Below are 14,510 nucleotides of genomic sequence, written 5' to 3' on the forward strand. Positions count from 1 at the left end.
TAAATGGAAGATTAAGAGTTACCATCATAACCTCCTAATACAATAACTGTTGCTCTACGTTCTGCGTGGCAATTTACTGTAACTGCAACAGGAAGACCTGCAATGTGAGTTGCAAAACTTTCAATTGCAACAGACAAACAAGTGTTGTCCCCTCCAAGTCCACCTGGTCCAATGTGAAGCTCATTAACTGCTTGTCTAATCTTATTCTCTAGCTCTCGATATCTTTTATCTGGATTAGAGTCCTCTCTTAGTAGAGCCTTCTTACTTAAGAAAGCGGCTTTATCCATTGTACCACCAATACCTACACCTAAGAAAACAGGAGGACAAGGTTTTCCTCCCGCTTTTTTCATTATATCAACGACAGCGGCAACAACATCACTTTCACTTGCTGTTGGATTTAGCATTCTTACGGATGAACAGTTTTCACTTCCAAAGCCCTTAAGAAGTATTCTAATTGTAATATCAGAACCCTCTACTAATTCATAATTAATTACTATAGGTAAGTTATTTGCTGTATTGGTTCTATCAAAAAGGGGGTCCTTTACAACACTTTTTCTAAAGTAGGCATTTTTAGCAGCAGCTTTACATCCTTGATTTATTTCATTTTCAAGGAGAGACATATTAAACTTTGCTTTTTTACCTACACTAACCAAAACCCAAAACATTCCTGTATCTTGGCAGAGAGGAAGAAGGGTCTCTTTACTTACTTCGATATTCTTGAGTATGTTATCAAGAACGACTTTACCTAAAGAACCAGTTTCAATACTATCAGCTCTTTTAATTGCTTTTTCAACATCATCTGGTAATATTCTTACCGCTGATGAAAGTGCATTTTCAATGCTTTTGCTCAGTTTCATGCATTACATCATACCAAACAGTTTTATCCATTACCAGTGATAGAAACATATCTAGTAATATGATACCTATCGCTACACCTAATACCAAGCCTAAGAAATCTGCAGCAAGATCTAATAATTCACAATTTCTTCCAGCAATTGGCTGTAATAATTCTATTACTAAGCCTAATAGAGTTCCTATAGTAATTGAGAGTGCAATTGTCTTAGTATTGTAAGAAATAAAAATAATACTCTTATCCCCACTCTTTCTCTCTTTACGTGCTTCCATAAATGCTGGAAGGTGAACTAAAGTTAAAAAAAGGGAAAATCCAAGAGCTGTATATGCTATTGAGTGAGCAATCTTATCATTTGATATCAATTCTTCAGGTACTGAAGAAAAAGAAAAGAAAGAAAAAGTAATTATTAATACAATAGAAATAGATAGAAGCACAACACCAATAGCTCTAACTGTTTTTTTGATTGATAACTGCATATTTAATTTAAACTCCATTTTCCAAAGAAGGTAACAGACAACCTTGAAAAAGATTATTTTCTTCCATGTAGGCTTCCAAATCCTCAATTAAATCTCGTTTATCTGGATATATTATTGGATATACCAACCTTGCTCTTGGGGTTTCTGTCATTAAACGTTCAATTATGATATTACTTTTTAACCTCGAAATAATGTATGAAAGTAACATAATATGACGTTTATAACTAATAGAAGCAAAGCAACCTTCTTCTAAATATCTTCTTTCAAGTTCAGTGTTATGAGTAATGTGGATGTTATGAATTTTAATACCATCACAATTAGTGTCATTTATTATTTTTATTAGTTTATCAATGCTTGATAAATCATCATAGCTTGGCATTAGTAAAACATGAGCTGTGACGTGTAAACCATGTGCTTTAGCTCTCTTAACTGCAGAAATAAAACACTCTACATCATGCCCACGATTAATCTTCTTTAGTGTATCATCATTAGCACTTTGAAGTCCTAATTCTACCCAAACATCTCTATTTTCAGTTTCATAACTTTTAAGCAATTCACACACTTCATTTGATAGTAAATCAGGTCTTGTAGATACTATTAACTGTCTAAAATCATATAAGCTTAATGCATAGTCATATACTTTTTTTAGGTTTTCAACACTATCATAGGTATTTGAGTATGACTGAAAGTATAGAGCTGCTTCATCTGCCTTGTACCTACGTTTTATAAAGCTAAGCCCTCTTTTAACTTGCTCTTCAATTCCTGCTATCCTTGCTTTTAATAGTTCTTTCTTTAGTTCATATCCTTTTTCAAAGGTCCTTTGATAAACAGCTACAGCACCACTTCCATCGCAGAAAATACAACCTTTACTTCCATCTTTATCTCTATTAGGACATGAAAAACCACCATCGACACCAACGCGATAGAGCTTTTTACCATACTTTTCATCTAAATAAGAAGAATAAGTAAGCCACCTCATCTAATGTATAACCCTATAGATAATTTATTTTTTGATGATATAGCAAGGTTTAGATTTATATCAAAAACATCAGCGCTGTATAGACTTAAATTAATAATTGGTCCAAATGAAATATCATTTAACATGGTAAATGGGAAAATTGAATTATTATTTAAATCCGTAAAGTTAATAAAGCCCCCAAGTGATAACTTCAAATATTTATTTTCATATAGATTATAAGAAACTTCACCCATTATTCTATCCTTTGAAAGATCAGAAAAGAGGTCGATATTATATGAGGATGCTAATCTAATATCATCTCTAATAGCACTTAATGATAGTGCGATATTAACCTTATTTAAATATATAGAAAGGTCATACTTTGCATCATAAAATAAATTATTATTGTATCCTGCAAATAGTTTTACATTTAATTGGTAGTAATTTGATTTCGATGTATATGTAAAACCACCTCCTAGTCGATATAAAAAGCTTTTATTAGAAAAGACATCAAAGGAAGTATAATCTGCAAAAATAGAGAAATCTAAACGCTTATTATTAGAAATATGATTTGTAAAAAGAGTTGTAAATGAAAGTCTACCATCTTGGCTTACTTCATGATTTTTCAAACTGGTAATTGAAGAAACTGAGTAAGATCCAAAACCACCTTCTAATAAAAATGCTATATCTAAGTGATCAACTAGAGGATAAGAGTACTCAAATGAAAGTAAATTGATACTTCCAATTTTCATACTTCCACTTATCTTTCCATATTCAGTAAAATATGTGGCTCCTAATGTAACGCTTGGACTTAAGAAGATGTAGCCATCCTTAAAATTTGTTCTAAAAGAAAGGTCACTTGAAAGTCCTATAGATAGATTTACAACTCTATCATCATACTTTGAAGTAGAAATTATTAATTTATTATCAACTATTTTATAGCTTATACTTTTTAAATTCTCTCTTTCCTTTAATTGTTTTAAAAGACTCGATAGACTTGATACATAAGACTCATCATATTCTCTATTATTAAAATAGCTAAATAGCTTATCGTATTTAATTAATTCATTAGGAAAAACAACTTCTTTTACTTGGATGTATGGTAACTCACTGTAGCTTTTTGGTTTGTTAAGAGGTAAGTATTCCTTTAAATCCTCTTCAAGAGAGTCAAATACAGTTTTATTTTCTTTAACACAATTATTTCCAATTGCTAATATTTCATCTACAGAGTAAAAGTCAATTACACCTATATTACTTGTATCAGGGATTAAAACATAATCACTAACTTCATGCTCATTTCTAACATTTCCCATTGAAACTAGAATTACAAATTGGGTTGCTACCCCTGAAAGAGTTTCTAAATACTTTGGCTCTGTTGCATTTGCTCTAACGCTATCATTTACATCGATAGCAATCACAATATCTGCGCCAAGAGCTCGAGCAATTGAAGATGGAAGGTTATCTGCCATTCCTCCATCTACAACATACCTTCCATCAGCTAACTGCTGAGGTGCAAAAACTAATGGTAATGACATTGAAGAACGGAGTGCTGTATATAAGTCTTCAGAAAATACAATAGCTTCCCCTGTAGTAAAGTCGGTTCCAACACATCTAAATGGTATTGAAAGCTCATCAAAAGATTTAACATCAATTACTTTTGCAAGCTTTCTTCTAATTAAGCCTTCGATATTTGAATCATCTAGGATAGAGTTATTTAAACCAATTCCACTATTTGTAATACTTAGTGTTAATTGAGTCCTATCATAGTCTGAATAAGGTCTCTCTATAGGTTTTTCTTCGCTTCTTATATTAAAGACTATATCGGTTAGGTTTTCTTCCTTAACTATTTTTTCAATTTCTTCACCACTATAGCCCGCAGAGTATAGTGCACCTATTAGTGCACCTATACTTGTTCCACAGACATAATCTGGATAAATTCCTCTACTCTCAAGCTCCTTAATTATTGGAATTTGACTAATTCCTCTAGCACCTCCACCTGAAAGCACTAAGGCAATCTTAGGCCTTGAAGAAAAGACTAAAATAGGGGCAAATATAGTTATAAAAAAGAGTAAGAGGACTCTTTTCACGATAGTACAGCTCCAATAATATCTCTATTACCATTTACAAAATCAGCAGCTGATAGCTCTTTTTTTGTTGGTCTTTGCAAACGTGAAATATAAAGATATCCACCTTTAAAGGCAATCTTTAATCCCTTTGCTTTATCAAGTGAAATTACTTTACCAATTTCTTCACTGACATTTTCTTCTTGAAGGTTAAATACACTCTCAAAAACGCCACATAAATAAATAGGTTCATCCTTCCACATTAAGTAAGCTTTTGGCCATGGGTAATATGCTCTTATCTTTGCATGTATTGTTTTAAAATCATCTTCAAGCGATAACCTTGCTTCTTCCTTTTGAGTTAAATATGACCAAGAAACATCACCTACTTGGCTTTTTTTCTCAAAAGACTCTAGGTTAGTTAATACATTAACTGCTAATTTTGCTGCTTCTTTAGAAACAATATTAGAAAGTCCTTCTTCTGTTTCAGTTCCTAAAAGAGGGAATGTAATACTTGAGTAGATATCACCTTCATCACACTTAAGAGCAATTTCCTGAATTGATATTCCACACTCTCTATCTTGCGCAAGTATTGTTTCTTTAATTGGAGCACATCCTCTATACTTTGGTAGTATAGATGGATGGATATTAAAGGTTTTCTCAAATAAAGCTAAAAATTTAGGCCCAAAAATCTTTCCATAGCAAAATGATACAAGAGTATCGCAGGAGGTTAATTTAACTGCTTTTCTTGCCTCAAGATTTAAATGTTCAAATGTTAATACTTCTAAGCCTAACTCTAGAGCTCGTTTTTTTATTGGAGAAGGAATTAAAGAATTACCTCTTTTTCCTCTCTTATCAGGACTTGTTAAGCATGCACCAATTAAGCCCTGCTTATTTAGCTCTTCTAAGGTATCTAATGCAATCTCACCAGTTGCAGCAAAAAGGATCTTCACCTATTTCTTCCTCTTCTTAGTTTTATTTTTTCTTTCATAAACCTTGACCATCATTGCTCTATCATCTTCACTTAAACGGTCAATGAATAATTTTGCATTTAAATGGTCATTTTCATGCTGAATAATTCTAGCAAGTAGTCCAGTAGCTTTTATTGTAAAAGCCTTTCCATTTACATCTTGAGCTTGAACAGTTACCCCAAGAGGTCTAATTACATCGTGATAAACACCTGGAACAGAAAGACAACCTTCCTCATATGGGCCAACTTCAACACTTGTCTCGATAATTTCAGGGTTAATAAATGCAATTCTATTACCTTTTCGATCATCAACTACAAATAGTTTTTGAGAAACACCGACCTGAGGACCAGCAAGGCCTACTCCATCTGCTTCATCCATTGTATCAAACATCGCATCAATTAACATTTTAAGTGCGCTGTCAAACTTCTTTACCTTTTCTGTAGGAGTATATAATACATCCTCTCCTAATTTATAAATATCAAGCATAGTAGAAAATATAATCAAGATAAGGCTTTTGGGTCAACCAAAAGACTATAGTAAGCTTAATGGATCTACATCAATTTCGATATATACATTAGATGGAGTATGGTAATGTTCCAAAGTAACGGTAATTAAAGTATTTAAATGAATAAAATTTGCTGATGATAACAATACTTGATAGCGATAATTCGTAGCTTTTTTGTAAATTATACAAGGATTGAGCCCTATTACAGAGACATCATCATATTTTGACTTCTCTATTGCTTTTTCAAGAAGCATATACAGGTTATCGGCAGCAGATTTAACACTATTTTCATTTCTACTTCTTAGCGTTAATGAAACTAATCGAGAATATGGAGGGAAATTTAACTCCTTTCTTACCTTTAATTCTTCTTCATAGAACTCATTTACTTTATTATCTCTTACTGCTTTTATCGCACTATTATCAATACGATATGTTTGAATTACAACTCTTCCATCATCACGATAACGTCCTGCTCTACCTTTTACCTGTTCAAGTAAAGAGAATGTTCGCTCCTCTGCTCTAAAATCAGGAATTGATAATGTGCTATCAGCTAAAATAACTCCTACAAGTCTTAGACGAGGAAAGTTTAATCCTTTGGCAACCATTTGCGTTCCTAAAAGGATATCTATTTCGCCCTTTTTAAACTGGTCTATAGTTTGCTTAACTTTTTCTTTATCAGCAGTTGCAATATCGGTATCTAGGCGAGCAATAGTAGCTGATGGAAAAAGCTTTTTTGCTTCCTCCTCAACTCTTTCAGTTCCAAAGCCCTTTACAGCTAAATCATGAGATCCACATTTAGGACATGTTGCGACTAAATGCTCTGAGTATCCACAGTAGTGACAAACCATGCTTTCACTATTTTTATGGTATGTAAGTGCAATTGAACAGTTAGGACACTCAATAACATGCCCACAGGAGTTACAGTGATAGTAATAGGTATATCCTCTTCTATTTAAAAATAAGATAACTCCAGCTTTATCGCTTAAAGCACTTCTTATCTCTTCTTCAAGTTCTCTTGAGATGGTTCTGTTTTCCTTAAGCATGTTAACAACCATTACTTTAGGATCTTTGCCTCCAGCAACCTTATTTCTTAAATCTAAGCGTTTCATTAACCCTTTCTTCATTGAAAGGTATGCTTCCAATGAAGGTGTTGCAGAGCCCATTATTAAAGTGGCATTAAAGTCAGCTGCTCTCTTTTGGGCAACTTGTCTTGCATGAAAGCGTGGAGTTTGTCCACTTTTATATGAATTTTCATGCTCCTCATCTATTATTATCAACCCAAGATTACTAAATGGAGCAAATACTGCTGAACGAGCTCCAATTGCTATATCAGCTTCCCCTGAGATAATTCTATGCCAGTGCTTTAATCTTTGTGATGGAGTTAATGCTGAGTGTAATAATGCTACACGATTAGAAAATCGCTTTGAAATATCAGCCATTAATTGATGTGTGAGTGTTATTTCAGGAACTAAGTAAATTACTCCTTTTTTTTGCTTTATTACTTCTTCAGCAGCTCGTAGGTATACTTCACTCTTCCCTGATCCAGTTACCCCATAAAGATAGAAAGTATCACCAGGGTTATTTACAATTTCCTCTAAGGCATCTTGCTGTTCTTGTGATAATTTTTTTATCGGAGTAAAGTCAGTCTCCTCACTAAAGAGTGCACTTTCAGTTTCTCTCTTTCCAGAAGGAATCATCATTGATAATATTTGACCTGGTGATGAAATATAAACCTTACTCATCCACATAGCTGTATCTAGAAGCTCTTTAGTAAATACAGGAGTTTTATCAATTACCTTTAAGATACTTTTTACTTCATAATCTAATTGCTTATCTTCACATACTTCTACTACATAGCCTACTAGTTTTCTACCACCAAATGGTACACTAACTCGGCATCCAAAGGTGGTTTCACCATCCTTAATGCGGTATGTAAAGCTATCTTTTAATGGTATTGGAAGATAAACCTCAACTAGCATCTTCTCTCCTTAATTCCTGCATAAAAGGCAACCTTTTTTAAATCGTTCCATATTGAAGCCTTAAGCCTTGGATCTCTTTGAACCATCATAGGTGGATATGATACTACAGCAACAGCACCTTCAAACTCTGATACATTCTCTCTTGCCTTTTCAATTGAGTCAAACCCAAGAATTTTTGCACCTAAATTTCCCAAGAAGAAAACAACCTTTGGACTTAAAGACTTTACTTGCTCTTTTAATATTTTGATGCAATCATCATTTACTTCAGAGCTTTCTCCTGGACATTTAATAATAGATGTTAAATGGCATTCTTTGGTTTTTTCAAGCTTAATTGCATTTGACCACGTGTTGATCATTACACCATCTTCTGCTGATAGCATTGCTCCACTATCTAAGGTTTTATCAACCACAAATAGTACTAATGGATGTAGAGCTCCCCTTCCTACTAAACACCTATGATCTCTGTTAATCCAGTTATTGCAGGAGTGACAATTTAAATATAGATCCTTTAAAGATACTGGCTTATCACTTGTTTTGTTTATGATGGCTTCTTCTTTCTTTTCAATTGTATAATCAACAAAAGGATTGCTTTCACCCAAAGTGTCATTACATACAACTCTCTTAGCATCATCCAGGAGTGATAAAAAATACTCATACCCAGCTTCATTCATCTTTGCACTCCTCCTCAAACCAAGCATATTCGTTTTCATCATATGTAATTCTAGCAAGGTATAATCCATCACTAGGGGCAGTAGTTAATGCATTTGAGCGCAAGCAGCTATCTAAACGTGCTTTAAATGTATCTATATCCTCGCCTTTATTTCCTGCTTGAATCATAGTACCGACCATTGATCTTACTTGATGGTACAAAAAGGCGTTGCCAACAACCTTATATACTAATACCCTTTTCCCAAATCGGTCATACTCCTCTTTCCAACTTGATTCATAGATATCACGATACTTTGAAGGGCTTTCATCTCGTGCTGCTGAGAAGGTTGTAAAGTCATGAGTTCCCCTAAGTACAGTAGCATATTGATTTAATAATTCAAGTGATGGAAGCTTTTTAAATAAGCCAACATACCCCTCATCAAAAGGAAGAGCATCGTTTATCGCTTTTGCATAGTAGTTATACTCTCTAGCCATTGTTGTGAAACGAGCATGAAATGTGCCATCAACTTCTTCACTAGATATTACTTTTACCGTTTTTGGAAGTATAGTATTTAATGCAATAGCAAATCTTTCAGGAGGAATCTTATTATCTTTTGGAATGTCAAAATGGCATACTTGATGGAGTGCATGAACCCCACTATCTGTTCTTCCTGAACCTTGCAAGATGGTATCAATACCCATTTGTTTTAATGCATCTAAAATAGTTTGTTGAACACTTACAGCATTATCTTGACTTTGCCAACCATGAAAAGCAGAACCATCATAACTAACAACTAACTTAATTCTTTTTAAATTATCATCAAGAGGAGTAAGTTCTGGTCTCCTCCAATCCTTTCTGCTCATAAAATTACCACCATGGCAACTGAATATTCTTTTTCATGAGAAATAGAAAGAGAAATCTCTCTACCTTTTATTCTTTCTTTTGCTCCATTATATAAAACAAAGTAAGGCTTTCCCAAATCATCACACCTAATTTCAATATCTTTAGGTGTAACTTGAGGGATAAAGCCTGTACCTAAAGCTTTTACAAATGCTTCCTTAGCAGCAAAGCGAGAAGCATAGTATTCACTTTTTTGTACGCCTTTTTCTAATTCATAGTTAGTAAAAAGATGTTCTAAAAGTCTTTCTGATGGATTAGAAAATCTTGAGTTAGCTACAATGTCTATTCCTGTTGAAAGCATTAAGGCTCCCTAAATAGAATCCTGACAGAATCAGGGTTAGCACGTACACTGAGAGATGCGTCTAAAAATGCATCACTGTTGTATGATACCTTGACTGGAACTCTTGATATTCCACTAGCTGTTACCTGTGAAAAGTCAGCTTCTGCAGTAATAGAGGTAGCATCAACAAGGTAAATCAATTCATCATTTCCACTAATAATAATCTCAGTCTTTGATGGCACTAATGATTCAGGAACTACAATCTCTGCAGATGGTAATGTAACAGATAGAGGTATTGTGATTACTCTATCGGTCATATTTAGATACTTTACAGCTGCAAAGATTAAAAATGCCAATATGAGTGCTATCATTCTTGGAACCCAAGCAGATAAGAAGGAGGCAAAGCCTTTATTTCTTTGTTTCATCTTCATCCTCCTTAACATCCATTGGAGTTACATCATGATAACTCATCAATGCAAGTACAACCTTTTTGATAGTCTCACGGTCCAAATCGTAGTAGATATTTGCATTATATGCTAACGACATAGCACCATTTTCTTCAGAAACAATAATAATTACTGCATCAGAATCTTCTGCTAAACCTAATGCTGCACGGTGTCTAGTTCCATAACTTGCATTAATACCCGTTTGAGCTGAGAGAGGAAGGTAACATGATGCTGCAACTATTTTTCCACCTTGCACAACTAAAGCTCCATCGTGAAGAGGTGTATCATGGTCGAATATTGTACAAATTAAAGAAGAAGAAAGGTCTGCATTTAGCTTTGTTCCTGAGTCTATTACAGTTTTTATATCAGTATGACGAGGGAAGATTATTAATGCACCTCTCTTAACTTGTACTAAGTTCTCACAAGCATTTAAAATTGTATCGATTTGCTCAACGGTAGTTTGAGAACCAATTCTAAATAATCTTGCACGCCCTGAGAAAAGAGTTGTAAAAGCTCTTCTAAATTCAGGGTGATAAATAATACAGAAGAACATTAATAATGGTAGCGTTATCTTTTTGTATAAGAATAGTAAGAAGTCAAAATCTAATATGTAACAAACACAAAAGAATAACGCATATGAAAGTAGTACTAATACTAACTGGGTTATTTTTGTTGCAGAAATCGCCACATAAAGTTTATACAAAACCCATGCAAGGATTAATATTTGAATTAAATCCTTTGCATAAAGCAGTATATATGTGGAATCACCTAAACTAAACATATATCATTCCTTATTCGAGGCCCAGTTCAGAGTTCTAGATACCGCCTTTCTCCAGAAAAGAATTTTATTTTCTCTTGTCTTCTCATCCATTGAAGGAGTCCACCTGAGCTGTTCCTTCCAGTATCTTGACAGATTTTCTCGATTTTGCCAAATGTCAACGCTAAGTCCTGCAGCAAAAGCAGCACCTAGAGCGGTAGTTTCTGTAATTCTTGGTCTAATTACAGGAATTGATAGTATATCAGACTGAAATTCCATTAAAGGAATTGAGTTTGTTAAGCCTCCATCAACCTTGAGAGACTTTAAAGTTATTCCGGAATCATAGTTCATTGCTTCAAAAATATCATTTGCTTGAAATGCAGTAGCCTCAAGGACTGCTCGACAAATATGAGCACGATTTACATATCCTGTTAATCCAGCAATTACACCTCTTGCATCACTTCTCCAGTGTGGGGCAAAAAGGCCTGAGAATGCTGGAACTATATATACGCCACCGCAATCTGAAACAGAAGAAGCAAGCTCATCCAGCTCTTTTGCATTTGATACCATCTTCAAGTTATCTCTAACCCACTGAACAAGCGAACCTGCAATAGCTATTGAGCCCTCCAAAGCATATACAGGCTTTTGACCTTTTTGTAAGAAAGCAACTGTGCTAACTAATCCTTTAGAAGAATAGCAGAGCTTTTCACCTGTATTTACAAGCATGAAGCAGCCTGTTCCATAGGTACATTTTGCTTCACCTTCATTAAAACATGCTTGACCAAATAAAGCGGCCTGTTGGTCACCTAATATTCCACATAGAGGAATTTTCTTACCTTCGATATTTGCATAACCATAAATTTCTCCCATTGATGGGACAATTTCCGGAAGTGCAGATTTAGGGATATTAAAAAGATTTAATAATTTTTCATCCCATTGTAATGTTTTTATATTCATTAACATATAACGAGAGGCATTAGTTGCATCAGTTATAATTCTCCCTGTTAAACGGAAGGCTAAAAAGGTATCAATTGTACCAAAAATACATCTTCCTTCTTCAAGACGCTCTCTAACAAGTGGAACATTATTAATTAACCATACTATTTTAGACGCAGAAAAGTATGGTGAAAATAGTAAGCCTGTTCGCTCTCTAAGCTCTTCAGCACTTATTAGTTCTTTAAAAGAGTCAACTATACTACTTGCTCTCAAATCCTGCCAAACTATTGCGTTATGTAAGACTTCGCCAGTAGTTGGGTCAAAAGGAATAATAGTTTCACGTTGATTAGTAATACCAAGACCTTTTAAATCTTTTACGTTAATACCGCTTTTTCTAATAGCCTCTCTAATTACTGTTTTAGTGTTTTTCCATATTTCTTCTGGATCGTGCTCAACATATCCTGGTTGAGGATAATATTGTTTATGTTCAAGCTGGTGGGTACTAACACTCTCGCCTCTCTCATTAAAAAGAATAAACCTGGTACTTGTTGTTCCTTGGTCTATTGATCCGATATAGTTCATTGTTTTACCTCTTTTTTTAATTATAAAACAATAAATAAAAGCAGAAAACTAAAAAGAGCACTGATAATCCAGTGCCCATAAATAAAAATTATTACAAATAATTATCTTAAGTCCTCAGTCTTGAGCCAATCCTGGTCGTCATAAGCTCTGTTTTCACCAACCATACCCCAAATGAATGTGTAGTTAGTTGTACCACAACCAGAGTGGATAGACCAGCTTGGGTTAATTACAGCTTCATCATTGTGCATTACAATGTGTCTTGTCTGATTTGGCTCACCCATAAAGTGGAATACAGCTTGGTTTTCAGGAATATCGAAGTAGAAGTATACTTCCATTCTTCTTTCGTGTGTATGAGCAGGCATTGTATTCCATACAGAACCTGGTTCAAGGTGTGTTAAACCCATTGATAGCTGACAAGTATCAAGAATATCTGGGTGGATATATTGGTTAATTGTTCTCTCGTTAGAATCTTCAAGCTTACCAAGGTGCTTATGAATTGCTTTCTCATATGGGATAACTGTGAGAGGATAAGCTTTGTGAGCAGGAGCTGTAAGGATATAGAACTTAGCTGGCTCTGCACTGTTAACACTCTTGAAAAGAACTTCCTTAGTTCCCATTGGAACATAGAGAGCATCATAGTGGTTAACCTTAATTTCTTCACCATCGATAATAGCAACACCATCACCACCGATATTGATTGTTCCAAGCTCTCTTCTTTCAAGAAGATATGTAACACCAAAGTTCTTCCATGGGTCGATGTTCTTTGCTAAATTGACAGTCTCATCAACAGGCATAACGCCCATTGTTACAATTCTATCTACATGTGAATATACACATGAAACATCATCTTTAACAAATACGTTCTGAATGAGGAATTCTTCTCTTAATTCCTCTGTAGTCATTCTCTTAAATGGCTCCTTTCCTGTTGAATAACGAATATCCATATTATCTCCTCTATTTTTCAGGCAAAATAACCTGCTAATTCACTATTTTTTGAAACTCTATCAACACCACCAAATAAATGGTCGTGAAGAATATCATAAATACAATCTGTATTTTTATCTCTAATTGCTTGTAATATTTTGTTATGATCCTCAATTACAACTTGCATAGCGTGGCAATCAACGATATCAACCTTACGGTGTCTTGTATAGTGTATTGAAGACTGGAAAAAATCCCAAATAGTTAATGCATTAACAGCTTCAAACCAAAGGCGATGCATCTTTGCATCAAGCTCATAGAATTGAGAAATATTAGTTTCATCACTATTTAATACAATTTGTTGCTTTCTAATTAAATGCTCTACATCCTCAATTAGAAGTAAATCATCAATCTTAATAAAGTCTTTAATTACTCTATCCTCTATAGCAGAGCGAGCATAAACAAGCTGCTTAACTCTTTCTAAATTAATTTTTGAAACTCTTGTCTTTTGATATGGTAGTAAATCAATTAATCCTTTATCTGCTAAACGTTGCATTGCAGATCTAACAGGAGTTCTTGAAGCATTGTATTTTTCGCATATATCATTTTCAGAAAATGACATACCTGGTTCATACTCTAAAGAGAGTATTTTTTGAGAAATATCTTCATAAATTTGAGTTGCAATATCTTTAGATCCTGCCATTAGCTTCCCCAAAACATTCTATAGATATTAAAATCTTAATACACAAAATGCGTACAGTCAACAAAAATAAAATAATTCAAAAGAAAAATAATACTTATATAATAAAATGTATACAAATCAGAAAAGTTGAATATAAAAAAAATTAACCACCCTGAGAAGGATGGTTATGAAAAAATATATGTAAACACTGCTACCTAATTTTCACAGCAGTGAAGAAGGCGAAAAAAAACCTGGCAACGACCTACTCTCCCACGGACAAGCCGCAGTACCATCGGCGAAGAAGCGTTTCACTAATCGTGTTCGGGATGGGAACGAGTGTTTCCACTTCTCTATGGTCACCAGGAAATTCACATAGTTGTTTAAGAGACTTAAGCAACTTGTGAAGTGTTTTCTAGGAACGAAAACGATAATATGGTCAAGCCTCACGGCTTATTAGTACTGGTAAGCTGAACATGTTACCATGCTTATACCTCCAGCCTATCAACCAGTTAGTCTCACTGGTTCCTTTAGGACTCTTAAAGAGTCAGGGATGTC

At 34.3% G+C, this 14,510-nt stretch carries 15 protein-coding genes and 2 rRNA genes; all 17 read right to left on the reverse strand.

Features of this window, described 5'->3' with window-relative positions:
- Positions 1-11 precede the first annotated feature (11 nt).
- Entirely contained in the window at positions 12-857 is an 846-nt protein-coding gene (locus SOY52_RS03780; RefSeq protein WP_320847652.1) for a fumarate hydratase, read from the reverse strand.
- A complete protein-coding gene (locus SOY52_RS03785; RefSeq protein WP_320847653.1) occupies positions 835-1,329 on the reverse strand; it encodes a hypothetical protein in 495 nt (164 codons plus the stop codon). Before SOY52_RS03785 ends, SOY52_RS03780 begins: the two co-directional genes overlap by 23 nt.
- A 7-nt stretch (positions 1,330-1,336) precedes the next feature.
- Positions 1,337-2,308 carry a TIGR01212 family radical SAM protein gene (locus SOY52_RS03790; protein WP_320847654.1) on the reverse strand — a complete coding sequence of 324 codons (972 nt, stop codon included), beginning with the start codon at positions 2,306-2,308 and terminating at the stop codon, positions 1,337-1,339.
- On the reverse strand, positions 2,305-4,374 hold the full coding sequence (locus SOY52_RS03795; protein WP_320847655.1) for a patatin-like phospholipase family protein: 2,070 nt from the start codon (positions 4,372-4,374) through the stop codon (positions 2,305-2,307). Before SOY52_RS03795 ends, SOY52_RS03790 begins: the two co-directional genes overlap by 4 nt.
- Positions 4,371-5,300, reverse strand: a complete 930-nt coding sequence (locus tag SOY52_RS03800) for a methionyl-tRNA formyltransferase (RefSeq protein WP_320847656.1) — start codon at positions 5,298-5,300, stop codon at positions 4,371-4,373. Before SOY52_RS03800 ends, SOY52_RS03795 begins: the two co-directional genes overlap by 4 nt.
- On the reverse strand, positions 5,301-5,804 hold the full coding sequence (def, locus tag SOY52_RS03805; RefSeq protein ID WP_320847657.1) for a peptide deformylase: 504 nt from the start codon (positions 5,802-5,804) through the stop codon (positions 5,301-5,303).
- Between the two features lie 45 nt (positions 5,805-5,849).
- Positions 5,850-7,802, reverse strand: coding sequence for a primosomal protein N' (gene priA, locus SOY52_RS03810; protein WP_320847658.1), 1,953 nt, complete (start codon positions 7,800-7,802; stop codon positions 5,850-5,852).
- Positions 7,796-8,473 carry a uracil-DNA glycosylase family protein gene (locus tag SOY52_RS03815; RefSeq protein ID WP_320847659.1) on the reverse strand — a complete coding sequence of 226 codons (678 nt, stop codon included), beginning with the start codon at positions 8,471-8,473 and terminating at the stop codon, positions 7,796-7,798. The genes priA and SOY52_RS03815 overlap by 7 nt, the downstream gene beginning before the upstream one ends.
- Positions 8,466-9,314 (reverse strand): tRNA pseudouridine(38-40) synthase TruA, encoded by an 849-nt coding sequence (truA, locus tag SOY52_RS03820; RefSeq protein WP_320847660.1) that lies wholly within the window; start codon positions 9,312-9,314, stop codon positions 8,466-8,468. Before truA ends, SOY52_RS03815 begins: the two co-directional genes overlap by 8 nt.
- A complete protein-coding gene (gene acpS / locus SOY52_RS03825) occupies positions 9,311-9,652 on the reverse strand; it encodes a holo-ACP synthase (protein WP_320847661.1) in 342 nt (113 codons plus the stop codon). The genes truA and acpS overlap by 4 nt, the downstream gene beginning before the upstream one ends.
- On the reverse strand, positions 9,652-10,056 hold the full coding sequence (locus SOY52_RS03830; protein WP_320847662.1) for a hypothetical protein: 405 nt from the start codon (positions 10,054-10,056) through the stop codon (positions 9,652-9,654). The genes acpS and SOY52_RS03830 overlap by 1 nt, the downstream gene beginning before the upstream one ends.
- A complete protein-coding gene (gene cdaA, locus SOY52_RS03835; protein WP_320847663.1) occupies positions 10,040-10,858 on the reverse strand; it encodes a diadenylate cyclase CdaA in 819 nt (272 codons plus the stop codon). Before cdaA ends, SOY52_RS03830 begins: the two co-directional genes overlap by 17 nt.
- Positions 10,859-10,861: 3 nt before the next feature.
- Positions 10,862-12,352 (reverse strand): glycerol kinase GlpK, encoded by a 1,491-nt coding sequence (gene glpK / locus SOY52_RS03840; RefSeq protein WP_320847664.1) that lies wholly within the window; start codon positions 12,350-12,352, stop codon positions 10,862-10,864.
- Between the two features lie 101 nt (positions 12,353-12,453).
- On the reverse strand, positions 12,454-13,296 hold the full coding sequence (kduI, locus tag SOY52_RS03845) for a 5-dehydro-4-deoxy-D-glucuronate isomerase (RefSeq protein ID WP_320847665.1): 843 nt from the start codon (positions 13,294-13,296) through the stop codon (positions 12,454-12,456).
- Positions 13,297-13,313: 17 nt separating this feature from the next.
- Complete coding sequence (locus SOY52_RS03850) at positions 13,314-13,976, reverse strand: GntR family transcriptional regulator (RefSeq protein WP_320847666.1); 663 nt, start codon at positions 13,974-13,976, stop codon at positions 13,314-13,316.
- 228 nt (positions 13,977-14,204) lie between these two features.
- Positions 14,205-14,319: ribosomal RNA gene (gene rrf / locus SOY52_RS03855) — 5S ribosomal RNA — on the reverse strand.
- A 68-nt stretch (positions 14,320-14,387) separates the two neighbouring features.
- Positions 14,388-14,510: ribosomal RNA gene (locus tag SOY52_RS03860) — 23S ribosomal RNA — on the reverse strand; the annotation flags it as partial.

Source organism: Bullifex sp., assembly GCF_034103065.1.
Classification (GTDB): domain Bacteria; phylum Spirochaetota; class Spirochaetia; order Sphaerochaetales; family Sphaerochaetaceae; genus Bullifex.